The 25,380-nt window shown below is 61.5% G+C and carries 19 protein-coding genes, 2 tRNA genes and 3 rRNA genes; 6 read left to right on the forward strand and 18 right to left on the reverse strand.

Features of this window, described 5'->3' with window-relative positions; genetic code table 11:
• Positions 1-98: 98 nt before the first annotated feature.
• Positions 99-1,001 (forward strand): LysR family transcriptional regulator, encoded by a 903-nt coding sequence (locus tag P9239_RS03115; RefSeq protein ID WP_309749037.1) that lies wholly within the window; start codon positions 99-101, stop codon positions 999-1,001.
• 87 nt (positions 1,002-1,088) lie between these two features.
• Here P9239_RS03115 and P9239_RS03120 read toward each other — a convergent pair whose 3' ends face one another.
• The 3 genes from P9239_RS03120 to P9239_RS03130 all read right to left on the reverse strand — a co-directional run bounded on the left by P9239_RS03120 (position 1,089) and on the right by P9239_RS03130 (position 4,854).
• Complete coding sequence (locus P9239_RS03120; RefSeq protein ID WP_309749038.1) at positions 1,089-1,556, reverse strand: HU family DNA-binding protein; 468 nt, start codon at positions 1,554-1,556, stop codon at positions 1,089-1,091.
• A 122-nt stretch (positions 1,557-1,678) separates the two neighbouring features.
• The gene (locus P9239_RS03125; protein WP_404980168.1) at positions 1,679-2,476 is read right to left on the reverse strand and encodes an endonuclease/exonuclease/phosphatase family protein; all 798 of its coding nucleotides are present in this window, start codon (positions 2,474-2,476) and stop codon (positions 1,679-1,681) included.
• On the reverse strand, positions 2,473-4,854 hold the full coding sequence (locus tag P9239_RS03130; RefSeq protein WP_404980169.1) for a VTT domain-containing protein: 2,382 nt from the start codon (positions 4,852-4,854) through the stop codon (positions 2,473-2,475). The genes P9239_RS03125 and P9239_RS03130 overlap by 4 nt, the downstream gene beginning before the upstream one ends.
• A 161-nt stretch (positions 4,855-5,015) precedes the next feature.
• On the opposite strand from P9239_RS03130, the gene P9239_RS03135 reads away from it, so the two are divergent.
• From P9239_RS03135 to P9239_RS03150, 4 genes are all read left to right on the forward strand, one after another.
• Positions 5,016-6,044, forward strand: a complete 1,029-nt coding sequence (locus P9239_RS03135) for an aldo/keto reductase (RefSeq protein WP_309749039.1) — start codon at positions 5,016-5,018, stop codon at positions 6,042-6,044.
• Between the two features lie 128 nt (positions 6,045-6,172).
• The gene (locus P9239_RS03140; protein WP_309749040.1) at positions 6,173-6,787 is read left to right on the forward strand and encodes a LysE family translocator; all 615 of its coding nucleotides are present in this window, start codon (positions 6,173-6,175) and stop codon (positions 6,785-6,787) included.
• A 306-nt stretch (positions 6,788-7,093) separates the two neighbouring features.
• Positions 7,094-7,261: a hypothetical protein gene (locus tag P9239_RS03145; protein ID WP_309749041.1), complete on the forward strand. Its 168-nt coding sequence runs from the start codon at positions 7,094-7,096 to the stop codon at positions 7,259-7,261.
• 224 nt (positions 7,262-7,485) lie between these two features.
• Positions 7,486-7,647, forward strand: coding sequence for a DUF1328 family protein (locus tag P9239_RS03150; RefSeq protein WP_309749605.1), 162 nt, complete (start codon positions 7,486-7,488; stop codon positions 7,645-7,647).
• Positions 7,648-7,722: 75 nt separating this feature from the next.
• Here P9239_RS03150 and P9239_RS03155 read toward each other — a convergent pair whose 3' ends face one another.
• Positions 7,723-8,808 carry an MBL fold metallo-hydrolase gene (locus tag P9239_RS03155; protein WP_309749042.1) on the reverse strand — a complete coding sequence of 362 codons (1,086 nt, stop codon included), beginning with the start codon at positions 8,806-8,808 and terminating at the stop codon, positions 7,723-7,725.
• 329 nt (positions 8,809-9,137) lie between these two features.
• Here P9239_RS03155 and P9239_RS03160 point away from each other — a divergent pair, with 329 nt between their 5' ends.
• On the forward strand, positions 9,138-9,473 hold the full coding sequence (locus P9239_RS03160) for a hypothetical protein (RefSeq protein ID WP_309749043.1): 336 nt from the start codon (positions 9,138-9,140) through the stop codon (positions 9,471-9,473).
• A gap of 13 nt (positions 9,474-9,486) precedes the next feature.
• On the opposite strand, the gene P9239_RS03165 is transcribed toward P9239_RS03160, so the two are convergent.
• From P9239_RS03165 to P9239_RS03230, 14 genes are all read right to left on the reverse strand, one after another.
• Positions 9,487-11,271 (reverse strand): IlvD/Edd family dehydratase, encoded by a 1,785-nt coding sequence (locus tag P9239_RS03165; RefSeq protein ID WP_309749044.1) that lies wholly within the window; start codon positions 11,269-11,271, stop codon positions 9,487-9,489.
• Between the two features lie 106 nt (positions 11,272-11,377).
• Positions 11,378-12,376, reverse strand: a complete 999-nt coding sequence (locus P9239_RS03170; RefSeq protein WP_309749606.1) for a LacI family DNA-binding transcriptional regulator — start codon at positions 12,374-12,376, stop codon at positions 11,378-11,380.
• Positions 12,377-12,423: 47 nt separating this feature from the next.
• Positions 12,424-13,068 carry a hypothetical protein gene (locus tag P9239_RS03175; protein ID WP_309749045.1) on the reverse strand — a complete coding sequence of 215 codons (645 nt, stop codon included), beginning with the start codon at positions 13,066-13,068 and terminating at the stop codon, positions 12,424-12,426.
• A 162-nt stretch (positions 13,069-13,230) separates the two neighbouring features.
• Positions 13,231-13,344: ribosomal RNA gene (gene rrf / locus P9239_RS03180) — 5S ribosomal RNA — on the reverse strand.
• Positions 13,345-13,520: 176 nt separating this feature from the next.
• Positions 13,521-16,402: ribosomal RNA gene (locus tag P9239_RS03185) — 23S ribosomal RNA — on the reverse strand.
• 293 nt (positions 16,403-16,695) lie between these two features.
• Positions 16,696-16,771: transfer RNA gene (locus P9239_RS03190), tRNA-Ala, on the reverse strand.
• Between the two features lie 43 nt (positions 16,772-16,814).
• Positions 16,815-16,891: transfer RNA gene (locus P9239_RS03195), tRNA-Ile, on the reverse strand.
• Between the two features lie 63 nt (positions 16,892-16,954).
• A 16S ribosomal RNA gene (locus P9239_RS03200) occupies positions 16,955-18,486 on the reverse strand.
• The 16S, 23S and 5S rRNA genes sit together here with 2 tRNA genes alongside, the layout of an rRNA operon.
• 462 nt (positions 18,487-18,948) lie before the next feature.
• Positions 18,949-19,242: a DUF4148 domain-containing protein gene (locus P9239_RS03205; protein ID WP_309749046.1), complete on the reverse strand. Its 294-nt coding sequence runs from the start codon at positions 19,240-19,242 to the stop codon at positions 18,949-18,951.
• A gap of 554 nt (positions 19,243-19,796) precedes the next feature.
• A complete protein-coding gene (locus P9239_RS03210) occupies positions 19,797-21,710 on the reverse strand; it encodes a response regulator (protein ID WP_309749047.1) in 1,914 nt (637 codons plus the stop codon).
• Positions 21,707-23,461: an ATP-binding protein gene (locus P9239_RS03215; protein WP_309749048.1), complete on the reverse strand. Its 1,755-nt coding sequence runs from the start codon at positions 23,459-23,461 to the stop codon at positions 21,707-21,709. The genes P9239_RS03210 and P9239_RS03215 overlap by 4 nt, the downstream gene beginning before the upstream one ends.
• Complete coding sequence (locus tag P9239_RS03220) at positions 23,461-24,531, reverse strand: ATP-binding protein/SpoIIE family protein phosphatase (RefSeq protein WP_309749049.1); 1,071 nt, start codon at positions 24,529-24,531, stop codon at positions 23,461-23,463. Before P9239_RS03220 ends, P9239_RS03215 begins: the two co-directional genes overlap by 1 nt.
• Positions 24,516-24,956: an anti-sigma regulatory factor gene (locus P9239_RS03225; protein WP_309749050.1), complete on the reverse strand. Its 441-nt coding sequence runs from the start codon at positions 24,954-24,956 to the stop codon at positions 24,516-24,518. Before P9239_RS03225 ends, P9239_RS03220 begins: the two co-directional genes overlap by 16 nt.
• A 22-nt stretch (positions 24,957-24,978) precedes the next feature.
• A complete protein-coding gene (locus P9239_RS03230) occupies positions 24,979-25,338 on the reverse strand; it encodes an STAS domain-containing protein (protein WP_248322713.1) in 360 nt (119 codons plus the stop codon).
• Positions 25,339-25,380: the final 42 nt, after the last annotated feature.

A 25,380-nucleotide genomic window follows, 5' to 3' on the forward strand; every position in this document is an offset into this window, starting at 1 on the left:
GCATGATGAATCATTCGGTTCAGGCGATCATTGGGCGCGGCTTAGTATCATCGTTCCGGTTGCTTCAACAATCCAACGCAAAACAACAGGCCAAGAACATGGATCGGTTTCAGGAGATGCAGGTCTTCGTGCGCATTGCGGAGCGGCACAGCTTCACGCAGGCAGCCGACGATTTGCAGATGCCGCGCGCCACCGTCACCAATCTGATGAAGCGTCTCGAAGAACGGCTCGGCGCGCGCCTGCTCGAACGCACGACGCGCACGGTGCGCCTCACGCACGACGGCGAAGCGCATTACCGGCGCTGCGTGCGTCTCTTGCAAGACCTCGAAGAAGCGGAAGGTTCCTTTCGGCATGCTGAACCGAAGGGCCTCTTGCGCGTGAATCTGCAAGGCACGCTCGCGCGACGGTTCCTCGTGCCCGCGCTGCCCGCGTTTCTCGAACGTCATGCGCAGATCGAACTGCACGTCGGCGAAGATGACCGGCTCGTCGATCTCGTTCGGGAAGGCGTCGATTGCGTGCTGCGCGCGGGCACGCTGCAGGACTCGTCGATGATCGCGCGACGCGTTGCGCTGCTCGAACAAGTCACCGTGGCGAGCCCCGCATATGTGGCCCGGCATGGCGTGCCGGAAGACTTGCATGCGCTCGAAACGCATCGCGCGGTGAACTACATATCGAGCGCGACGGGTCGCGCGGTGCCGCTCGAATTCAATGTCGACGGAAGCATCGAGACGGTCGAGCTTGCGTCCGCGATATCGGTGACAGGCGTCGAGCTTTACACGCAGGCGGCGCTTGCGGGCTTAGGCATCGTGCAAGTGCCGCGCTATCACATCGACGATGCGCTTTCCGACGGTCGCCTGCAACGCCTGCTGAGCGCGTTCCCGCCGCCACCGATGCCGGTGTCCGTGCTGTATCCGCATAGCCGTCAATTGTCGGCCCGTGTCAGGGTTTTCGTGGATTGGGTGGCGTCTCTCTTCGACGAAGCGAGCACGCGCGACAGCTAATACAACCCATGCAAAAGAGGCCAGCTTTCCGCGAGGAAAGCTGGCCTCTTCAGGCACCGACGGGAACGTCGAGCGCGATTCTATAACTTAGGCTGCGGCGTCTTTCAGCTTCTTCAACGCACGTGCCTTGATGCGCACGCTTGCGGGCTTCGCCGGGAACCAGCGCTCTTCGCCGGTGAACGGGTCTTTGCCGAAGCGCTTCTTCTTCGCCGGAACGGCTTGCGCGGAGATCTTCAACAGGCCCGACAGCGTGAATTCGCCTGAACCCTTCTTGTGAACCGAACCGAGGATGGTGTCTTCCAGCGCGACCAGCACGGCCTTGACTGCCTTCACATCCACTTCGGCGCGCTCTGCGAGATGCGCTGCGAGCGATGCCTTCGTGAAAGTGTCCTTGACCGGTGCGAAGCTGCCCGGCGTCTTCTTGGCGGCAACGGTCTTGCTGGCTACTTTCTTCGCGGCAACCTTCGTGGCTGCTTTCTTTGCCGGTGCGGCGGTCTTTGCCGTGGCCTTCTTGGCCGGGGCTTTCTTAGCAGCGGTTTTTGCGGAAGTCGGCATGTTTCTCCTACCTGTGTGGTCGTTGATATCGAATACGTCCGCACCGATGCGTGCGTATCACGCCGGATTCTACATACGCCGGACGCGTTCGTGCGAGTCTTTTGCGTTTTTATATCGTTTTTTCAGGGCTTTTCTTGTCGCTGCGTGGCGTCCTGCTGACATGGGCGACTGCTCGTCGATGCATTCGCAATATGCGCGATAAGCGGATAGTGATCGGATGCAATGCGAGAAAGCCGTGTGCGATGCACGTCCACACGCATGAGCCGTTCACCTGGATGCACCCAGATCCGATCCAGCGCGAAGAGCGGCCAGCGCGTCGGAAAGGTGCGTAGCGCGCTCGCGCGATGAAAGTGCGTGACGAGGCGCCGCAGCGTGCGGCCGTAGACGAACCATTCGTTGAGATCGCCGAGCAGGATCACGGGAAGCGCGGGCGTGTCGAAGCTCTGCAGCACCTGTTCCACTTGCGCGCGCCGCTCGCTCGATGCGAGGCCCAGATGCGTTGCGACGACACGCCATGTTTCGCTGCCGCAATCGATGTCGGCGTCGAGCGCGCCGCGCGGCTCGCGGCTGCCGAACGACAGGTCGAGCGTGCGCACGGCCTGCACCGGATAGCGCGTCAGCACCGCGTTGCCATAGCGGCGCTCGGGTGTATCGAGCGTCGGGCCGGCAACCGCATGCAGGTTCGTCATGCGTTGCAGCATGTCGAGCACGTTGGGCGCCGTGCTGCCGCCGAGCGGCACTTCCTGAAGCGCGAAGATGTCCGCATCGATTTCGGCGAGGACTTCACCGATGCGCTCCGGCGCGAACTTGCCGTCGACGCCCACCGCGCCATGGACGTTGTACGTCGCGATGCGCAGTTCCTTGGCGCGCGCTGCGCTCGCGCGTTCGATGTCGATTCCGGCGTCGTGCATCAACGTCATGAGTTGACCTCGTCGTGGCTGCGGGGCGATGCGTTCGGCGACGCATCAGGCGACGCGTCGCGCGGCATCGCGCTGCGATGACGCAAGACGCTTGCGCGCGCCGCTTCGTCACTGGCGCGTGACTTGTCTTCGTCGCTCGGCGCGCCTTCGTGCGCAATGTCCTCCTGCGGCTTCGAACCGCCGAGGAAGCGTTGCAGCGCGATCGACACGGCAAGCAACACGGCGCCGATGCCGATCAGCACCGCGAACGAGCCGATAGTCGGATGCCGCAGCGAAGCAACGAGCTGATGCGCGAACGCGACCGTCAGCAGAATGCCTGGCCCCATGCCGAGCAGCGTGCCGATGAGAAAGTCCCGCATACGAATATGCGATGCGCCCGCCACCATGTTCACGATGGCAAAGGGCGCGACCGGCAGCAGCCGCAACACGACAACCGCGACGATGCCGCGCTTCGCGACGCGTTCTGACAGCCGGTTCACGCGCGCGCCCGCGAGCTTGCGCACCGCGTCGCGGCCGAGCCATAAACCGAGCAGATACGAGACTGCCGCGGCCGCGATGGTGCCTGTGAACGCGTAAGCACTGCCCCATCCCGCGCCGAAAACCAGGCCCGTGGTCGCGATCAGCAGCGTGACGGGCACCGAGATCACGGCGGCCGCCACGAAGGAGAGCACGATCCATAGCGGCGCGAGCGGCAACGCGTCGATGCGCCGCGTGGCGGTCGTGAGCGACTTCAGATTCACGTAATCGCCGAGCGGCGTCCAGTGCCACGCCGCAGCCAGACCGACGATCATCAGCGCGAGCACGCCGAGCAGCGCGAAGCGACCAATGAGCGGCCGAGTCTTTTCGGCCGGCACGAACTGGTCGACGAGTTCGTCGGCGGCGATGGGCGCTTCGGGATCGATGAGCGCATCGGGCGGAATCAGCTGATCGAGTTCGCGCGACACCACGGGATCGAGCGGCACCAGCGTGCGATGTTCGTCGCGGTCGCGCGAAAGCGCCGCAATTGCCGCATTCAGGCCGCCGCACGCCTCGCGTTCGCGCGCGACGTCCGCCACTTCGCAGCCGAGATGTTCGGCAAGCAGCGTGTCGCGCATCTTCGCAATCGCGCGGCGGATACGCGCGTCGGCGCCCGCATCGATCGACACGTTGCATTCGGTGTCCAGCACCATCGAGCGATTGTTCAGATTCGCCGAGCCGACGATCAGCAACGCGTCGTCGACGATCATCAGCTTGCTGTGCACGTTGACGATCTCTTCGCCGAGATCGGGCACGGTCGGACAAAGCAGACGATAGCGGCCATGCCGGTCCGCCTGCTTGAGCAGCGTATGCAGACGCGCGCGCAGTACGCCCATCGTCACTTCCTGAAGCCAGCCGCTCTGATTCCGCGGCACCACGATGGCGAGATCGGGACCGTCCTCGCGCGCCAGCGAATCGGAGAGCGCCGCACCGATCGAGCCGGAAGTGAAGTACTGGTTCTCGATATAGATGCTGCGCCGCGCACGCGCAATGGCATCGAGATACTGCGTGCGAATCTGCTGCACGGCGGGGCGGCCGAGATACGCGGGTTCGGTGAGCGAGATCGCGATATTGACATCGTCGATGTCGACGGCACGCGATGGCGGCCACGGATCGCCTTGCAACGCGGCGCGATGCGCCCGAATGGCGAGCCGTCTGCCGCACGCGCGCGACCAACGCTCGCGTGCAAGCACGCCGATCTCGCGTGCAGCTTCGCCGTCGAACATCGTATGGACGTCGTGAAACGGCTGATACGCCGCACCGTTGGCGTCGCGCCGATGCGGATCGGCAGGCGAATGCGCAGGCGTATCCCAACGCGAACGTGTGAGATCGAGCCCGCCCACGAACGCGAGACGGTCGTCGATCACGACGATCTTCTGATGCTGCGAACCGCCGAGCGGATGCTTGCCGTCCATCTGAAACGCGATGCGCCGATGCGTGCGCCAGCCCATCTTGTACACGGGCAGCCATTCGCGCTCGAATGCATAGAGCATCGCGAAGTCCCACGCGAGGATATAGATGCGCAGGCGGCGCTTCTCGGCGGCAATGGCATGCAGGAAGTCGCCAAGGGCTTCGGGATAGCCGTCGTGCGCGCCTTCGGGCGTGAGCTTCATGCGGCTGTCGATATCCCAGCCGAGGATGAACACCGTGCGCTCCGCCCGCGTGATCGCCTCGCGCAGCACGCGGAAATAATCCGACCCGTCGATAAGCAGGCTGAAGCGGTCCGCATGACGCACGCTTGCGCAGTTGCGTCCGGGCTCGAAGAAGGGTGTGCCGACGTCGTCGGTGGTCTTGGCGTTCGCACGGGAAACGCCCGTGATGGTGTCGTTCAAACGCTCTCCGTGTTGGGATGCAAGTGACATACGTTGCGCAAGGAGTTTGCAAGCCTCATGCCCGCGTTCAGGTGGACAGCCGCTGCACGCAGGCGACGCTTGCGGTAGTCTCGTCAATCGACGTTCGGCGTTCACCGCGACGCGTGAACGACATCCCTCTTCAACGCAGCGTTCAACGCAAAGGACATGCAATGGAATATCGACACTTAGGCGCTTCCGGCTTCAAGGTTCCCGTGCTTAGCTTCGGCACCGGCACGTTCGGCGGCAAGGGTGAATTCTTTCAGGCATGGGGCGAGACGGACGTGAGCGAAGCGCGCAAGCTCGTCGACATCTGCCTCGATGCCGGCGTCACGATGTTCGATAGCGCCGACATCTATTCGCACGGCTCGTCGGAATCGATTCTTGGCGAGGCGCTCAAAGGGCGACGCGAGAAAGTCCTCATCTCGACGAAAGCCACCTTTCGTTTCGATGCCGACGATCCCAACAGCGTCGGGTCATCGCGCTTTCATCTCATCAACGCGGTCAACGATGCGTTGAAGCGTTTGCAGACGGACTACATCGACTTGTTCCAGCTGCACGGCTTCGATGCGAAAACGCCCGTGGAAGAGACGCTCTCGACGCTGGACGATCTCGTGCGCGCGGGCAAGATCCGCTACACGGGCGTATCGAACTTTTCGGGCTGGCACCTGCAGAAATCGCTCGATGTCGCGGACCGTTATGGCTATCCGCGTTATGTCGCGAACCAGACGTATTACTCGCTCATCGGCCGCGACTATGAATGGGAACTGATGCCGCTCGGTCTCGATCAGGGCGTCGGCGCAGTGGTGTGGAGCCCGCTCGGCTGGGGACGTCTCACCGGCAAGATCAGGCGCGGGCAACCGCTGCCCGAATCGAGCCGGCTGCACAAGACGGCCGACATGGGGCCGCCCGTGCCGGACGAATATCTGTACCGCGTCGTCGATGCGCTCGATGCCATCGCCGAGGAAACGGGCAAGACCGTGCCGCAGATTGCGCTCAATTGGTTGCTGCAACGCCCGACAGTGGCCACCGTGCTGATCGGCGCGCGCAACGAGGAGCAACTGAGGCAGAACCTCGGCGCGGTCGGCTGGAAGCTCACGGCCGAGCAGGTCAAGCGGCTCGATGACGCCAGCAAGGTGCGGCCCGCTTATCCGTATTGGCATCAGGAAGGCTTCGCGGAGCGCAATCCGTCTCCGGTGTAAATGTTCACGCCGCGCGCGTACCAGCGGAACGCGCGCCGTACCGGGATTCATATGCGCATCTGTACCGGTACTGTACAGATGCGCGCCCGTACACTGGCAGCAATCGATCTTTCCACTCGGATTGCGCCATGACCTCGACCCTGCTCAGCGCCCTGCCCGCGGCCGCGCTCTTCGCGCTCGTGATGAGCATCACGCCCGGCCCCAACAACACCATGCTGCTCGCCTCGGGCGTGAACTTCGGTCTGCGGCGAACGGTGCCTCATGTACTCGGCATCAGCGCGGGCGTGGCGCTTCTAATGCTTGCGGCCGGCTTCGGTCTCGCCGAAGCGTTCGGTCATCTGCCGTGGCTCTATTCGGTGCTGGAGGCCGCGAGCATCGCCTACCTGCTGTATCTTGCGTGGAAGATCGGCACGTCGTCGTCCGTGCAGACGCGCGACGGCGAGCGCCGCCCCATGCGCTTTCATGAAGCCGTGGCGTTTCAATGGGTCAACCCGAAAGCATGGATGATGGTGCTGACCGCCGCGACGACCATTCATCTGCACGCAAGTCTTTCGCTGAATGCGGCGTTCATGGCGGTCGTGTTTATCGTGATCGGGTTGCCGTGCATCACGGCCTGGGCCGCGTTCGGCGTGTCGCTGCGGCGCTTTCTTGCGAATCCGCGCCTGTTGCGCGTTTTCAATCTGACGATGGCGGCGTTGCTCGTGTTGTCGCTCTATCCGATCGTGGCGCACTTGTTCGAGTGAGGCTCGGTTCGATACGCTATTCACGCCGGCGATAAAGCACTTTGCCGCCACGCCGGACCGGCGCATACTCGGCGTACGCGCTGGCCAGGCAAAACTTGCCGTCCCGCTTGCAAGAATGGGACGGCGTGTTTCTTCCCGTGTTTCTGTCAGTCTGCCCGCGACAATCGCGCGTCCAAACGTCCCTTAAGCGATTCGTTACGGCAGCCTGCTCGGCGGCTTCGTTGCCCGATGCGGCATGCCCATCCTGCACGTTCTTTCGCGCCACACTTAATGGCGCGGCCTCGAAATCCGTCCAAGGAGTACGCCATGTCTGGAGCCAATCGCCCATCCGGTCCCGCGACGCGCAAAGCCCTCGACCTCGCCGATCAGATCGAGCGCGACGAACTGGAGAATCACCTGCGGGATGCGCAGAGCCGCACAGATGACGAAGACGACGACGAGGACGACGACTCCGATCGCACGCCCGCCCGATAGCTTTCGCGAGCGCGCGCCACGCCGCAATGGCCCGATAACGTCGGGCATTGCGGCGTTTTCATTTCTCCTGGCGACACGTGCGCCGATTTAGGCACAGCGGTTGCTCTGACCCCTCGTGCCGCCACACCCTGAACAAAAGCGCGGCACGACCGATGAGCGAAGGCGGCAACGGTTCCAGTCCGCATGCAAATCGAACTACCAACCGATCCCCCGTAGGAGGCCTCATGCTCCGTTATGCTGCAATATTTTTCATCATCGCGATCATCGCTGCCTTTTTCGGCTTCGGCGGTATCGCAACCGGCGCGGCGGAAATCGCCAAGATCCTGTTCTTCATCTTCATCGTGATCTTCCTCGCGACGCTGCTGCTCGGCGTGTTCAGGCGATGACGATTGCTTGATCGCATAGGTTGAAATCAAAGCGCGCGGGCTCGACGGCCCACGCGCTTTGTTTTGGTCACTATATTACGGATTGCTTAGCGATTGCTTTTCTGTCGACTCGTCCAGACGAATGGTCTGGCCATGCATGAGCACCGTGAACGCATCGGCAGGCAGTCCCGCCTTTCTGACCGCTTCTGAGAGACGGCGCGGCGGTTCGTCGAGCGGCTCGTCGGTAAGCTCGAACGTGCCCCAGTGGACTCCGATAGCCCGCTTCGCGTGAATGTCCTGGAAGATGCGCAGAGCCTCTTCCGGGTCGACATGCTGCGCATGCATGAACCAGCGCGGGTCGTATGCGCCTATAGGAATCAACGCGAGATCGAAGGCCCCGAAGCGCGCGCCTATGTTGCGGAAGTCAGCGGAATATCCTGTGTCGCCCGCGAAGAAAAACGAATAAGGATGCGCGGCGTCCGGCGGCGTCTTGACCACCCAACTGCCCCACAACGTCTCCGCGCGATCGAACGGCGTGCGAGCGGACCAGTGCTGCGCCGGCGTGAACCAGATATCGAGGCCGGCAGTATGTGTTTCATCGCCCCAGTCCAGCTCTTCCGCGTTGGTCACGCCGACGCTTGTCATCCACGCCTTCACGCCCATCGGCACCAGAAAGCGCGGCGGCCCGCCAGCTTGCCGGTTCAGCGCCTCCACGCTCGCCTTGTCGAGGTGATCGTAGTGATTGTGCGAGATAAGCACGATGTCGATGTGCGGAAGCTCGTCGAGCGTTAGCCCGGGCGGCGTCTTGCGCTTGGGTCCGACGAAGGTGAACGGCGAAGCACGTTCGGAAAACACTGGATCGGTAAGAACGTTGACGCCATTGATCTGTACGAGCGCGGTCGAATGTCCGATCCACGTGAGCGTATCGACACTACGGTTCACTTTCAGAAAAGCAGTGTCGGGATGCGCCATCGGAAATTGATAGCCATTCGCGGGCGGTTTGGGCAGGCCCTGCGTGAAGCGTTCCCACTGCCATTTCCAGAACGATTCGCGCGGCAGATGCCCGTAGTTATTCTCGTAACCCGACGACGTGCGCTTCGCATGATGCAGCGGCTGCGGCTCGCTGGACGGTGCAGATCCTTCGTCGCTCACAGCCGAGTTGCCGGCAGCGCATCCCGTCATGAGGGCTAGCGTACAGACGGCTGTGCGCGCGTACGTTCGAAGAAAGTTGATGGCATCTTTAGCGCTGCGCATAGCGTGTCTTGGTTGGCGCATTCCGCGTTGCACATTCGTTCATACGGAATGTAGAAAGGGAGAAGAGAGTTGTGTTGCATCGCGTGCGCGCGGGTGATGACCACCTACCGCAGCCCCGCGAACAAAGGCGCTAGAGCAAGATGCGCGCCGTCGGCCCGCTTCTTGCCTATGTCTCCCGGCGCTGAAGTCAGCGACTCAAAGAACCAACGGCGACGCGTATGCAGATGCGCAGTACGCCGGCAAGACACGGGGGCCCCATGGGCGGCAGCAAATACAGAAATCTCGCTTCACGCACGTTCAATCCGCAACTTCACCCGATGCACGCGATGCTCGTTTCGCGCAGCGCGTCGCACATCGCGAGCGCCTTCACGGCGACCGGACGCGACGAGGCGCTCGCAGAAGGCATCGCCGATGTCATCGCGCATTGCGGCCATGCAGGGCTCGGCCTTTTCCTCGCGGCCGTATGGCACTGGCTCGACGAGCGCGACTACTACGACGCAGCCGATGCGGTGCAGGGCTACATCGAAAACGGCAAGACGCCGAAGCTCAAGGCAAAGCCACAAAACGCGCGACCCCGCGACGCGCGCCTGTGAGCGACTTGGCCGTCTAGTGCGAATGACGCGGATTGCCGCGCGTTTCAATGACCTTCAGGAAGAGCGTCGCAGGCTCGAGGCATCCGCCCGTCGATAGCTGCCCCACAGTCTGCCGATAAAGCTCTTGCCACGGCGTCTGCGCCACCGGCGCCGCAAATGCGGCGTCCTTGCTTCGGCTTTGGAGTTCCGCTTCGTCGATCAGAACGTTGACGGAGCGCGCATTCAGATCCACGCGAATTCGGTCGTTCGTGCGCAAGAGCGCAAGGCCGCCGCCGACAGCGGCTTCCGGCGACATGTTGAGAATGGACGGACTCGCCGACGTGCCGCTTTGGCGGCCATCGCCCATGCAGGGCAGCGAATCGACGCCTCGCTTGATCAGCTCTGCAGGCGGCGCCATGTTGACCACTTCCGCACTGCCGGGATAACCCACCGTGCCGCAACCGCGAATGACGAGAATGCAGTGCTCGTCGATTTCGAGCGCCGGATCGTTGATGCGCGCGTGATAGTCCTCCGGGCCATCGAAGACGATCGCACGCGCTTCGAACACGTTCTCCGCGCCGGGCTCGCTCAGATACGTCTTTCTGAACGCCTCGCCGACCACCGACATCTTCATGATCGCGCTGTCGAAGAAATTGCCCGAGAGCACCATGAAGCCTGCGGCGTGCATCAGCGGATCTTCTGCAGTCCGAATCACGTCGTGATCCGCCACGGCTGCATCGTCGGCAATCTCGCCGATCATGCGGCCCGACACGGTGAGACAATCGCGGCGCAAGAGTCCAGCTGCATCCAGTTGACGCAGCACCGCCGGCACTCCGCCCGCGCGATGGAAACTCTCGCCGAGATATTCACCCGCAGGCATGCAATTGACGATAAGCGGAATCTGCTCCCCGTAACGCTGCCAGTCTTCGAGACTCAATTCGATGCCCATGTGCCGCGCAATCGCGATCAGATGCGGCGGGCAATTGGTAGACGCACCGAGCGCGGACGCAACGACGATTGCGTTGAGGAACGCATCGCGCGTCATGATCTTGGACGGACGCATGTCCTCTCGCACCATGTCGACGATGCGCTTGCCTGTTGCGTAGGCCATCTGTCCGCGCTCGCGATACGCAGCAGGAATGCTCGCGCACGTGGGCAACGACATGCCGAGCGCCTCGGCCAGGCTGTTCATGGAGAGCGCGGTGCCCATGGTGTTGCAGTGCCCGATCGAAGGCGACGAAGCCGTCGTCAGGCGCATGAAGCCTTCGTAGTCGATCTCGCCGGCCGCGAGCAGATTGCGCGCATGCCAGATGACCGTGCCGGAGCCGACGCGCTTCCCTTCGTACCAGCCGTCGAGCATCGGGCCGCCCGACAGGACGATGGCGGGCATGTCGACTGTCGCCGCCGCCATGAGGCAGGCGGGCGTGGTCTTGTCACAACCGGTGGTGAGCACGACGCCATCGAGCGGAAAACCATGCAGTATCTCGACGAGGCCGAGATAAGCGAGATTGCGATCCAGCGCGGCAGTCGGACGGCGGCTTTGCTCCGCGAGCGGATGCACGGGAAACTCCATCGGAATGCCACCGGCATCGCGGATGCCGGCTTTCGTGCGCGCAGCGAGTTCGATGTGATGCCGGTTGCACGGCGCAAGATCGCTGCCGGTCTGCGCGATGCCGATGATCGGCCGGCCCGACTGCAGCTCTTCGCGCGTGAGGCCGTAGTTCATGAAACGCTCGACATACAGCGCTGTCATGTCGGCGTGCGAAGGGTCGTCGAACCATTCCTGACTGCGCAGGCGGCGGGGTGTCTGTTGCGACATGGCGTCTCTCTCCGTAGGGTTTGCTCTCGCGCTGTGCGCTCGAAACCCAAGTTTAGTTACCGGTAACATCGCGTGATGTTAGCACGCATTTCCGCAACATCTTCGTTCAGGCGCTCTCTCGGGCCAGCACCTCATAACCGATGCGGATGCGCTTGCTCGCGCGCTTGATAACGCCCTGTTCCCGTTCTTCGAGCGCCGCCAGCAACACTTCGCCCGTGCGCAAACCGATACCGTATGCATCGACGGATACCGTCGTGATCGAAGGCGTGCAGCATGCGGCCACCTCGAAATTGCCGAAGCCGGCCACGGCAATGTCGCGGGGCACCGACATCCCGCGCCGGTGACATTCCATTATCGCGCCAAAGGCCGACATGTCGCTGACGCACATCACGGCTTGCGTGTCCGGCCACGTCGTCAGCAGCGCAGCGATAGCAGGCCCGCCGTGGCTCATCGTGATCGGTGAATCGCCGAGGCGCACGACACGTTCCGCGTCGAGGCCTTGCGCCTTCATCTCCATACGAAAGCCCTTGAGCCGGTCAAGGCCGCGTCGATCGAGTTCGCTCGCCCCGCCCAAGAAGCCGATGCGCTCGTGGCCACGCTTCACCAGATAGCGCACCATCTCGCGCGCGGCGTTGACGTTGGAGAAGCCCACGGCGGCGTCGATGGGATCGGTCGGGAAGTCCCACATCTCGACGACGGGCACGCCGGACCGGCGCAGCAGCGTACGGGTCGCATCGGTGTGACGCGAGCCCGTCAGCGCGACGCAGCGCGGCTGATGTCGCAGCATCGAACGGATGAGGCTCTCCTCGCGGTCGAGGTGATAGTCCGTGTCGCCGATGAGAAGTTGCAAGCCGTGTGGTTCCAGCGCGGCGGCGAGGCCGCGGACGGTATCCGAGAAGTTGGAGCTGGCGAGCGACGGCACCATGACTGCGACGAACTCGGAGCGCCCGGACGACAACGCGCCGGCGGCGGCATCGGCCACGTAGCCGAGTTCGTCGATGGCGTTCTGTACGCGCTCGCGCGTCGCCGACGCGACGCTATGGCCCGCGAGCACGCGCGACACTGTCATCTTCGAAACGCCTGCGAGCCGCGCAACATCCGACATGCGCGGGGGAACACGGGGGAGATCGTCGGGAGTAGCAGCCACGTTGTTCAATCGACCCTGACCCAGCCGTCCTGCCGCTGTTCAAGCGTGACATGCAGCTTCGTCTCGCCGGCTTCGCGGTCGGCCGCGGTGAGGTCGGAGAAGGCGCGCTTGATGTCGCGATCGTCGGCCCACGGCGCGACGTTGTCGAGCTTGTACGTGTACGTCACTTCAGACCGATGCGTGGCGGGATCGGGCTCAGTCCACGCGGTCACCTTGTCGAGCTTCACGTGCGCGTAGCAGATCATCGAAACCCGAGAGTCGGCGGTGGCGTTGGGATCGCCCGCCTGACGCACGGTCTCGACCGCATACTTCTGGCCTTCGCCAGTCAAGCTATACGCGATTCCGTCTTGCCTTGCACTGGCATTCGACGCTGCGGCAGCGGCTCGCGCGACCAAGCCGCTTTTTTCGAGTGCAGCCAGTTGCTCGCGCAATGCTGCAGCCGAATATTCGTTCAAGTCGCGGTTGCTATATGCAGACGGAAAGGTGAACGGACCACGCCCGCTGCGGTTCAGGCATAGCAAGCCGCGGTTAGTCTTCATATTGGCTGAAATAGCGTCGCCCAGCGTGGACTCGCTCGCATCGTTCTTCTTGCCACAGGCCGCAGCCAACAGCGCGACGCTGACAGCGGCGATCAACAGGCTCGTTCTCATATGCGCTCCGGTGGGATCGGCGTAGTAGTACACCTGCGATGCCATTCTACCGACAGAAATGTCGCGTCCGGGAGGCTACGGCGTCAGGAGTTTTGCTTAATATGGCGCACCAACGCAAAAACCCCACCTTTGCGGGGTGGGGTTTTTGTTTTGGCATGAGGAGCCTGACGATTACCTACTTTCACACGGGCAATCCGCACTATCATCGGCGTGGAGTCGTTTCACGGTCCTGTTCGGGATGGGAAGGGGTGGGACCGACTCGCTATGGTCATCAGGCATGAGGGGATGTCGTCTCGCGTTTGGGGCGCGACGACCAATCGGGGAAGAAGCAGTAGTGAATTCGGGTGGCGATTGTCGCACACGCTGTTACTCGACCAGTGGCACCCTCTTCGAGGGTGGGGTCCAAGTAAGCGCTGAAGCGCTAACTTTGACCGACAAAACACACTGGTTATAGGATCAAGCCTTACGGGCAATTAGTATCAGTTAGCTCAATGCATTACTGCACTTACACACCTGACCTATCAACGTCCTGGTCTGGAACGACCCTTCAAGGGGCTCGAAGCCCCGGGGATATCTCATCTTAAGGCGAGTTTCCCGCTTAGATGCTTTCAGCGGTTATCTCTTCCGAACATAGCTACCCGGCGATGCCACTGGCGTGACAACCGGTACACCAGAGGTTCGTCCACTCCGGTCCTCTCGTACTAGGAGCAGCCCCCTTCAAATATCCAACGCCCACGGCAGATAGGGACCAAACTGTCTCACGACGTTTTAAACCCAGCTCACGTACCTCTTTAAATGGCGAACAGCCATACCCTTGGGACCGGCTACAGCCCCAGGATGAGATGAGCCGACATCGAGGTGCCAAACACCGCCGTCGATATGAACTCTTGGGCGGTATCAGCCTGTTATCCCCAGAGTACCTTTTATCCGTTGAGCGATGGCCCTTCCATACAGAACCACCGGATCACTATGACCTGCTTTCGCACCTGCTCGACTTGTCGGTCTCGCAGTTAAGCACGCTTATGCCATTGCACTATCAGCACGATTTCCGACCGTACCTAGCGTACCTTCGTACTCCTCCGTTACGCTTTGGGAGGAGACCGCCCCAGTCAAACTGCCTACCATGCACTGTCCCCGATCCGGATCACGGACCAAGGTTAGAACCTCAAACAAACCAGGGTGGTATTTCAAGGACGGCTCCACCGAAACTGGCGTTCCGGTTTCATAGCCTCCCACCTATCCTACACAGATCGGTTCAAAGTCCAATGCAAAGCTACAGTAAAGGTTCATGGGGTCTTTCCGTCTAGCCGCGGGGAGATTGCATCATCACAAACACTTCAACTTCGCTGAGTCTCGGGAGGAGACAGTGTGGCCATCGTTACGCCATTCGTGCAGGTCGGAACTTACCCGACAAGGAATTTCGCTACCTTAGGACCGTTATAGTTACGGCCGCCGTTTACCGGGACTTCAATCAAGAGCTTGCACCCCATCATTTAATCTTCCGGCACCGGGCAGGCGTCACACCCTATACGTCCACTTTCGTGTTTGCAGAGTGCTGTGTTTTTATTAAACAGTCGCAGCCACCAGTTTATTGCAACCTCGTCACCCTTCTGGCGCAGGCCAGTCAAGCTACAGAGGCGTACCTTATCCCGAAGTTACGGTACCAATTTGCCGAGTTCCTTCTCCCGAGTTCTCTCAAGCGCCTTAGAATACTCATCTCGCCCACCTGTGTCGGTTTGCGGTACGGTCATCGTTAGACTGAAGCTTAGAGGCTTTTCTTGGAACCACTTCCAATTGCTTCGTGACCGAAGTCACTCGCGCCACACCCTTGAATTGCGTGCCCGGATTTGCCTAAGCACCTTCTCCAATGCAGCGACCGGGACGTCCAACACCCGGACAACCTTCCGCGATCCGTCCCCCCATCGCATCTAACAATGGTGCAGGAATATTGACCTGCTTCCCATCAGCTACGCATTTCTGCCTCGCCTTAGGGGCCGACTCACCCTACGCCGATGAACGTTGCGTAGGAAACCTTGGGCTTACGGCGAGGGGGCTTTTCACCCCCTTTATCGCTACTCATGTCAGCATTCGCACTTCCGATACCTCCAGCACGCTTTTCAACGCACCTTCGCAGGCTTACGGAACGCTCTCCTACCATGCGTGTAAAACACGCATCCGCAGCTTCGGTGACTGGCTTGAGCCCCGTTACATCTTCCGCGCAGGACGACTCGATCAGTGAGCTATTACGCTTTCTTTAAAGGGTGGCTGCTTCTAAGCCAACCTCCTGACTGTTTTAGCCTTCCCACTTCGTTTCCCACTTAGCCAATCTTTGGGACCTTAGCTGGCGGTCTGGGTTGTTTCCCTCTTGACACCGGACGTTAGCACCCGATGTCTGTCTCCCGTGATTGCACTCTTCGGTATTCGGAGTTTGCTATGGCGTAGTAATCCGCAATGGACCCCACAACCATGACAGTGCTCTACCCCCGAAGGTGATACACGAGGCACTACCTAAATAGTTTTCGGAGAGAACCAGCTATTTCCAAGTTTGTTTAGCCTTTCACCCCTATCCACAGCTCATCCCCTAACTTTTCAACGTTAGTGGGTTCGGTCCTCCAGTACGTGTTACCGCACCTTCAACCTGGCCATGGATAGATCACTTGGTTTCGGGTCTACGCCCAGCAACTGATCGCCCTATTCGGACTCGCTTTCGCTACGCCTGCCTTAATCAGTTAAGCTCGCTACTGAACGTAAGTCGCTGACCCATTATACAAAAGGTACGCCGTCACCCCTTGCGAGGCTCCGACTGTTTGTATGCATGCGGTTTCAGGATCTATTTCACTCCCCTCCCGGGGTTCTTTTCGCCTTTCCCTCACGGTACTGGTTCACTATCGGTCGATCACGAGTATTTAGCCTTGGAGGATGGTCCCCCCATCTTCAGACAGGATTTCACGTGTCCCGCCCTACTTGTCGTACCCCTAGTTCTTTCATACTGTTTTCGCTTACAGGGCTATCACCTGCTATGGCCGCACTTTCCAGAGCGTTCAGCTAACAATACAAATAAAGAGTACAGGCTCTTCCCATTTCGCTCGCCACTACTTTGGGAATCTCGGTTGATTTCTTTTCCTGCGGTTACTTAGATGTTTCAGTTCACCGCGTTCGCTTCGCTAGACCTATGTATTCAGTCTAGGATGACCCATACGGGCCGGGTTTCCCCATTCGGACATCTTCGGATCAATGCTCGTTTGCCAGCTCCCCGAAGCTTTTCGCAGGCTACCGCGTCCTTCATCGCCTGTGATCGCCAAGGCATCCACCACATGCACTTGTTCGCTTGACCCTATAACGAGTGTGTCTCGTTGCTGCTCCAGACTCACACGCTACAGGCTGAGTATTCGCGTTGTGCCGTATTCCAAGTCATCATTAAGATCACTTTTCATACTTGATACAATCACTACCCTGACTACCCTACTCGCACCCATCTCTAAGTGCTTTCAGATAATCTCTTTACTACTTCTTCCTGATTGTTAAAGAACGTTTAGCCGATAAGCGTACTTCGTTGCCTTCGACATCAACTGGCTACAATCGCCAATGCTTAACATTCACTGCTCGTGAACGCTAGGCATTGAAGATTGGTGGAGGATGACGGGATCGAACCGACGACCCCCTGCTTGCAAAGCAGGTGCTCTCCCAGCTGAGCTAATCCCCCGTATGCCTGACTTGAGTATGAGCTCGGTCAGCACTTGTTAGGGTGGTGGGTCTGGTTGGATTCGAACCAACGACCCCCGCCTTATCAAGACGGTGCTCTAACCGACTGAGCTACAGACCCTTAGCCTGTTTCTAAACCACAGCCGATAAGCGTGAGCGCTTAACTTGGTGTGCGAAGCTCGAGAAAGGAGGTGATCCAGCCGCACCTTCCGATACGGCTACCTTGTTACGACTTCACCCCAGTCATGAATCCCACCGTGGTAAGCGCCCTCCTTGCGGTTAGGCTACCTACTTCTGGTGAAACCCACTCCCATGGTGTGACGGGCGGTGTGTACAAGACCCGGGAACGTATTCACCGCGGCATGCTGATCCGCGATTACTAGCGATTCCAGCTTCACGCAGTCGAGTTGCAGACTGCGATCCGGACTACGATCGGTTTTCTGGGATTGGCTCCACCTCGCGGCTTGGCAACCCTCTGTTCCGACCATTGTATGACGTGTGAAGCCCTACCCATAAGGGCCATGAGGACTTGACGTCATCCCCACCTTCCTCCGGTTTGTCACCGGCAGTCTCCTTAGAGTGCTCTTGCGTAGCAACTAAGGACAAGGGTTGCGCTCGTTGCGGGACTTAACCCAACATCTCACGACACGAGCTGACGACAGCCATGCAGCACCTGTGCGCCGGTTCTCTTTCGAGCACGTCCGCCTCTCAGCAGACTTCCGACCATGTCAAGGGTAGGTAAGGTTTTTCGCGTTGCATCGAATTAATCCACATCATCCACCGCTTGTGCGGGTCCCCGTCAATTCCTTTGAGTTTTAATCTTGCGACCGTACTCCCCAGGCGGTCAACTTCACGCGTTAGCTACGTTACTAAGGAAATGAATCCCCAACAACTAGTTGACATCGTTTAGGGCGTGGACTACCAGGGTATCTAATCCTGTTTGCTCCCCACGCTTTCGTGCATGAGCGTCAGTGTTGGCCCAGGAGGCTGCCTTCGCCATCGGTATTCCTCCACATCTCTACGCATTTCACTGCTACACGTGGAATTCTACCTCCCTCTGCTACACTCAAAGCCTGCCAGTCACCAATGCAGTTCCCAGGTTAAGCCCGGGGATTTCACATCGGTCTTAACAGACCGCCTGCGCACGCTTTACGCCCAGTAATTCCGATTAACGCTCGCACCCTACGTATTACCGCGGCTGCTGGCACGTAGTTAGCCGGTGCTTATTCTTCCGGTACCGTCATCCTCCATCCATATTAGGGACGAAGTTTTCTTTCCGGACAAAAGTGCTTTACAACCCGAAGGCCTTCTTCACACACGCGGCATTGCTGGATCAGGGTTGCCCCCATTGTCCAAAATTCCCCACTGCTGCCTCCCGTAGGAGTCTGGGCCGTGTCTCAGTCCCAGTGTGGCTGGTCGTCCTCTCAGACCAGCTACAGATCGTCGCCTTGGTAGGCCTTTACCCCACCAACTAGCTAATCTGCCATCGGCCGCCCCTACAGCGCGAGGTCCGAAGATCCCCCGCTTTCCTCCGTAGATCGTATGCGGTATTAATCCGGCTTTCGCCGGGCTATCCCCCACTACAGGACACGTTCCGATGTATTACTCACCCGTTCGCCACTCGCCGCCAGGCCGAAGCCCGCGCTGCCGTCCGACTTGCATGTGTAAGGCATGCCGCCAGCGTTCAATCTGAGCCAGGATCAAACTCTTCAGTTCAATGCCTGTTACTGTTTTCGGTTCCGTTAGAAACCGGTCGCTCACTCAACGTACTGACGATGATTAATCCGTCTTTCGACAGATAAACCTTCCTCTGATACTTCGTGTGAGACTCTTGATACTTTTGCTTATGTTGCGATTCCGAAGAACCACAACCGCACTCGCCATCAAGCGCCCACACTTATCGGCTGTTAGTTTTTAAAGAGCATTGCACAAGATTCGCCTCGCTTATTCGCTTGCTTTCTTGCGCGCCGTCATTCAACGGGAGGCGAATTATGACTGGCGCAAGACACCTAGGTCAACCCCTTTTTCGAATTATTTTTCAACCGCCGATAAGGCACTAAAAAAGACCGCGAAGGGCGCGACAGTGCAAGCACCGGCGCGCCCATCCGCGTGCGTTCAGTTTACAAAGAACGACGCGCAGAACGCCGCCGGGCCAACACAACTCGACGCATCAGCCGTCTACGAGCCGCCGCGCCGCATCGCTTCCGGCGCGCCAGCAGCGGATCGTCCCGATTGCGTCCCGCCGTATGCCTCTTGCGCGTTTTGGGCTGCGACCTTCGCCTCGGCGGCCTGAATGTCCGCGGGATACGTCGCGTTCTCTCCCGAAGCCGGGGAATAGCCCGCCCGTTCCAGTTGTACGAGTTCAGCCGTAACCTGCGCACGAGTCAAGGGGCCGCCCTGGCTCTGCGCGAAGACAAAGGACGGCGCGATAGCCGCAGCAACCGACAGGACAACGCTAGCTATGGTTTTCATGACGTAGAGACTCCGACGAGACTGGGTTGAGATGGATCGCTTCCGATCCGCACACCTCGCTCGCTTAGCCCGGGTTCCAAGCATTGAGGCTTCGAGTGGTTAACCGCGGCACATTGCGATCTATTCCATGCCTCGGCGGAAGATCAGCGTTGCACGAACGCCCGCCGCGTATCACTCAGCGCGCTTGCCGCGACGAAAGGCCCGAGAAAATTGACGTTTCGTACGCGCACGCCGCCTCGCCTATTTACGAAACACGACCAACTGAATATCGGGAAGAAAGGGATGCTTCGTACTGCTGTCTAATCACGCGTGCGTCACACTGTGCTATTGACGGCGTGTTCGCAGACAGACCGAGTCTTCCAGGGCTAGGTCGAGGACAAGTGACTTTTCTTCGGATCGTCGCAAGCGGGAAAGTTCTTCGCCTCGCAGGTCGAGCGCGGACAAACTGTTAAAACGAACGCGTCGACGTTCGCGCTCGAATCGGGCGATGAAATTGCCGCTGCTGATGCAGTTCGACGCCAGCTCGCGGCAGCGCGAATGCAACAGCAAAACCGTCAGGCGCCGAACCTGCCCTGCACCGCCTTTCGAATCTCGACGAAGGCAACCGGCTTCACCAGATGATGATCGAAGCCCGCGTCTCTCGAACGCTGCCGGTCGTTCGCCTGCCCGTACCCGGTCACGGCGATCATCAGCGCATCGCATGTGGCCGGACGCGAACGCATCTCGGCCGCGAGCGTGTAACCGTCCATTCCAGGCAAGCCGATGTCGAGCAGAACGATCTGCGGCGCAAACGTCTCGCTGATCGTGAGCGCGGTGGCCGCGTCGTGCGCGGTGCGCACATCGAAGCCATCCGCTTCGAGCAGCAGGGACATGGCCGTGGCGGCGTCCACGCTGTCATCGACAAGCAAGACGCGCTTGCCGCCGCTCACGTGCGCCAGAGCATTGTCGACGGGATGCGGCGCAACTTCCGCCTCCTTCGCGAGCGGCAGCCACACGACGAACTGGCTGCCCTGCTGCGGCCCTGCCGAATGCGCGTCGATGCGCCCGCCCTGCAATTCCACGAGCGTCTTCGCCAGCGGCAAGCCGATGCCGAGCCCGCCTTCCGAGCGTTCGAGCGACGTCTCCGATTGCACGAACAGATCGAAGATATGCGGCAGCATGTCGGCCGCGATGCCGATGCCCTTGTCGCGCACGGTGATGCGCACTTCGTCGCCACACCGCTCCGTCTCGATGGCGATCTCGCCCTCTTCGAGGCTGTACTTCGACGCGTTCGACAGCAGATTGCCGAACACCTGCGCAATGCGCACGCTGTCGCCGACAATGAAGAGCGGCTCATCGGCCAGGTTCGTGGTGAGCCGGTGACGCTTTCGTTCGAGCGCCGGCTGCGCCGTTTCGATGGCCGCGTCCACCGCCGCCGCCACATCCACGACTTCCTGCCGCAGCGTGATCTTTCCCTGCGTGATGCGCGCGACGTCGAGCAGATCGTCCACGAGACGGCTCAGATGCCGCACCTGCCGGTCGATGATCGCCCGCACGGTCGTGAAATGCTGCGCGGACGGCGCGCGCCCAGGGTCGAGCAGGTCCACGGCATTGCGGATCGGCGCGAGCGGATTACGCAGTTCGTGCGCGAGCATCGCGAGAAATTCATCTTTGCGTCGATCGGCGTCGCGCAGCATCATTTCGGCGGCCTTGCGCTCGGAAATGTCGTTGACGATGCCTGCGATGCGCGCCGGCCGCCCCTGCGAATCGCGCACGAGCGACGCGCGTTCGGCCACCCAGCGAGGTTCGCCATGTGCACGCGCGATGCGGTATTCGACCTGATACGGCGCGCCGCTCGCGAGCAACTGCCGGTACGCCGCCGCGACATGCTCGCGATCCAGCGGATGAACCTCGCCGGACCAGTGATCCGGACTGGGCTCGGGCGTCGGCGCGCCTTCGCCCGAATCCCACAGGCGCGCGTAAGCGGGGCTCACGTAGAGCAGGCGATTCGCAGCGGGATCGAGCATCCAGAAGACGTCGTCGATGTTCTCCGCAAGCTGACGGAACCGCTCTTCGCTTTCGCGCAACGCGTTTTCCGCGAGCCGCACGCGCAACAGCGCGCGCACGTGCGCGATGAGTTCGGCAGGCTCGACCGGCTCCGTCAGATAGCTGTCCGCGCCGCCTTCCAGACCGCGAATGCGATCCATGCTATGCACCGCCGCCGCCGACGTTTGCAGCACGAGCGTGCTCGCCGTTTCCGCCGACGCCTTGATCTGACGGCACACTTCGAGCCCGTTGATATCGGGCAGTTTCACGTCCAGCAGCACGAGATCCGGCGATTCAGCACGCACGCGTTCCAGCGCCGCAGTGCCCGTGCCGGCCTCGATCACGTTGAAGCCCGCGCGCGACAGAATGCGCGTTTTCGCATAGCGTGCGCCGTCGTTGTCGTCGACGTTGAGGATCAGCACCCCGCTCCAGTCGCTTTTCATGTCGACAGCCCTTCCCCGCGACGCATACCGTCCATCGCCTTCGAAACCATGTTCAGTACGCCGGCCAGTTCGCCGCCGGAGATCGGCTTCTGAATGAACGCGGCCGCACCGAGCGCCTCCGCCTCGTTGCGGTCCGCGGCCTCGCCGAGCACGACGACCGGCACGTTGCGCGTCGCGGCCTGCGCGCGCAGCGCGGCGAGCCAGATCCACGCTTCGGACGCCGCAGGCCGCACCGCGAGCAGCAGCGCAACGGGCGACGTGCGCGCGAGCGCGCGGCTTGCCTCGTCGAGCGTCGCCGCGCTCGCCGTGCGATACGGCGAATCTTTCAGCGCCGCTTCGCAGTCGAGCCGCTCGATCGGATTGCTCGCAACGACCAGCACCATCGGGCGCGTGTCTCCCTGAGCGGCGTGCGTGCCGTCAGGTGCGCCGTAGACAGCGGGAATCGTCGCGCTGAACGTCGAGCCGCGGCCCGCCTCGCTTTCGAGAGACACATCGCCGCCCAGCAGCTTGCAGAGCTTCCTGCACAAAGGCAGACCGAGGCCTGTGCCTTTAACATATTGCTGGAGCCGGTTCTCGACCTGCCCGAATTCTTCGAAGACGACCTGCTGATGCTCGGGCGCGATACCGATGCCCGTGTCCTTCACGGCAAACGTGATGAGACGGCGCGCTTCGTCATAGCTGGCCGACACGCGCACTTCGCCGCGCTCGGTGAACTTCAGCGCATTCGATACGAAATTGCGCAACACCTGCGCGACCTTCGCTTCGTCAGTGCGAATGGGTGGCAGACCTTCGCAAGAATCGAAAATGAGCTCCACCGCGCCGCCCGGCGTCAGCGGACGCAGCATGCCGCGCAGCGCGGAAAAGAGCGTATCGACTTCGAATTCCGCGGCGCGCACTTCGATCTTTCCTGCTTCGATCTTCGCGAGGTCGAGCAGATCGTCGACGGTTTCGGACAGATCTTCCGCCGCCTTGCGGATGAAGCGCACCTGCTTTTCCTGCTCCTCCGTCAGATCGCCGTCGATCCGTTCGAGCAGAAGTTTGGACAGCGCGCGGATCGACGAAAGCGGCGTGCGGAATTCGTGACTCATGTTCGACAGGAACCGCGACTTCGATTCGTCCGCGCGGCGCAGATGATCCGCGCGGGCGTCGAGTTCGGCATAGAGCGCGACGACGCCACGGTTCGTGTCTTCAAGTTCGCGTGTCAAGCGCGTGAGTTCTTCCTGACGCTCGCGCAAGTCGGCGAGCGCGCCGATCAGCTCGCGGTTCTGCCGCGCCAGTTCTGCCGTCGAATCCTCGCTGTCCTGGTGCGATAGCGTGGCCGCTATGACCTGCACCGCGCTCGAATCGACAGGCGCGTTCTCGGGCAGCGACTTCGCGAGCGAGATGGCCGTGCCGCCGCCGGCTTCGTCCGCGATTGCGCATTGGTCCATCAGGCGCTGCGCGGCGAGCAGGCCGAGCGCGGCTTGCGAATCGTCGTTCTCCATCGCGCGAAGCCGCTCGCCCGCGCCCGCGCACGCCAGAAAGCGCACGACGAAGCGCGGCGGATACGTCGCGTCATCGACGAGAAAATCCGCCCGCGCGTGGGAGCCGGCGGCAAGTACCGTGCGCGCCGCTTCGAGCACCGAAGTCGATATGCGCGTCTGATCCTGCGCCGAAAAGCCGAGCGCGGCGCTCGCCTCGCGCGCCTTGCGGCGGGCCGCGACGATATCGTGCTCGCCGTCGATCTGCATCGAGTAGAGCGAGAAAGTCATCAAGCGCTCCCGGCCGCGCGGGCGACGAACACCGTGACGTCGTCGCGGCCACGCGAAAAGTCACGGTACAGCACCGCCGCGACGAGCGCCGGATGCCGCGCGCTCAGGCCCGGATAGCGCGCGAGGTCCCAGCGCGAACCGATTCCATCCGAATGCAGCACGAGGAGCGCGTTGGACGAATACGGCACCTCGAACTGTTGCGCGCGCCGCGCCCCATGCCCGACGATGCCGCTGTGCGACACCAGATGACGGTGCGAATCCTCCGTCCACACGCTCGCCGCGATGTTGCCGATGCCGGCGAACGCAACCGCCGCGCCGCTCGGCGAGGCAGAGTTTGCCGACGCCGGCATGCGCGCAATGCCGACCGCCGCCCCGCGCGTCGGACGCAACGCCTCATTGGCCAGCTCCATGATGCGTTCGAGCGGCGCATCGCCGTGCGAGCCGAGCACGCGCGCCGCTTCCACCGCCGCGACGTTCGCGAGCGGCCCGTGGCCCAAGCCGTCCGCGACGAGCACGGTAAAGCCGTTCTCGCCCGCGCTACAGGACCACGCGTCGCCGGAAACCGTTTCGGTGCGAAGCGGCAGGTTCACGACGCCGTACGTCACTCGCGCGTTGCCGATCGCATCGGCAGCAGGCGTGGCCGCGCGATTCCAGCAGACGACGCGCATCACGGTACCCCGTTGCGGCATGCTCCAGATATCGAGTTCGCCGGAGAGACGCCGGATCGCGCCCATGCCGTTGCCAGGGCTGCCCGCCGTCGTGTAGCCGTCCTCGAAGCAGCGGTACAGATCGTGGATGCCGGGGCCGCTATCGATGCTCAGAATCTCGATGCCGTAACGTTCGCCCGCGTCCATCAGCGGACGCACGAGCAGCTCGCCGCTGCCCGCATGTTTGAGAAGATTGGTGCCGCATTCGGTGACGACGATTGCGAGTTCGCCCGCGACTGTCTCGTTGAAACCGAGCCCGCGCGCGAGTTCGCTTATCGAGCGTCGCGCGAAGGCTATCTGGCTCGCCTCCGCGATCTCGTGGCGCTGCTGCGCGGCCATCGACTCCTTCAGAACGGTTTCCATTTCGTGATCGAGACGTGCGTACCTTCACCCGGCGCAGAGCGGATATCGAATTCGTCGCACAGGCGTTTCGCGCCGCCCAGGCCGAGGCCCAAGCCGCTGCCGGACGTGTAGCCGTCCGAGAGCGCCCGGGCGATGTCGGGAATGCCCGGCCCGTTATCGACGAATTCGAGTTTGAGGCCACGGCGGCCATTGCGCTCGACGAGCGTGCAATGCACGTCGCCGCCGCCGCCGTAGATGAGCGTGTTGCGGGCCAGTTCGCTTGCCGCCGTCACGAACTTGGTTTGATCGATGAGGGACAAGCCCTGCGCCACCGCCTTCTCGCGCACGAACTGGCGCAGCCGCACGATCTGCTCGTCCGAGCGGATCGGCAGCGTCTCGGCCGGTGAAGTGGCAGCGCGCGCTGCCGAGGAATCGAAGGTGATCATGGAATGGTTCGCTGGGCGGCCGTCAGACCGCGCCGCCCCCGGTAAGCAGCGCCATGCCTTTTTCCACATTGAGCGCCGTGCGCACGCCGGAGAGCGTGAGCCCGAGTTCCACGAGCGTGATCGCGACCGAAGGCTGCATGCCCACGACGACCGTCTGCGCGTCTAGCACGCGAGCCATGGCCGCCGTGTTGCCGATCATGCGCCCGATGAACGAGTCGACTACGTCGAGCGACGATATGTCGATGAGCACGCCCTTCGCGCCGTCTTTCACGATGCGGCTCGTCAGGTCGTCCTGCAGCGCGAGCGCAAGGCGGTCGTGCATGTCCACTTGAATGGTGACGAGCAGCAGCTTGCCCATCGTGAGAATTGGAATGCGATCCATCGCTAGGGGCCCTGTTCAGTCGCGGTGCATGCGGTTGATGAT

Source organism: Caballeronia sp. LZ062 (assembly GCF_031450785.1).
In the GTDB taxonomy this organism is placed as follows: domain Bacteria; phylum Pseudomonadota; class Gammaproteobacteria; order Burkholderiales; family Burkholderiaceae; genus Caballeronia.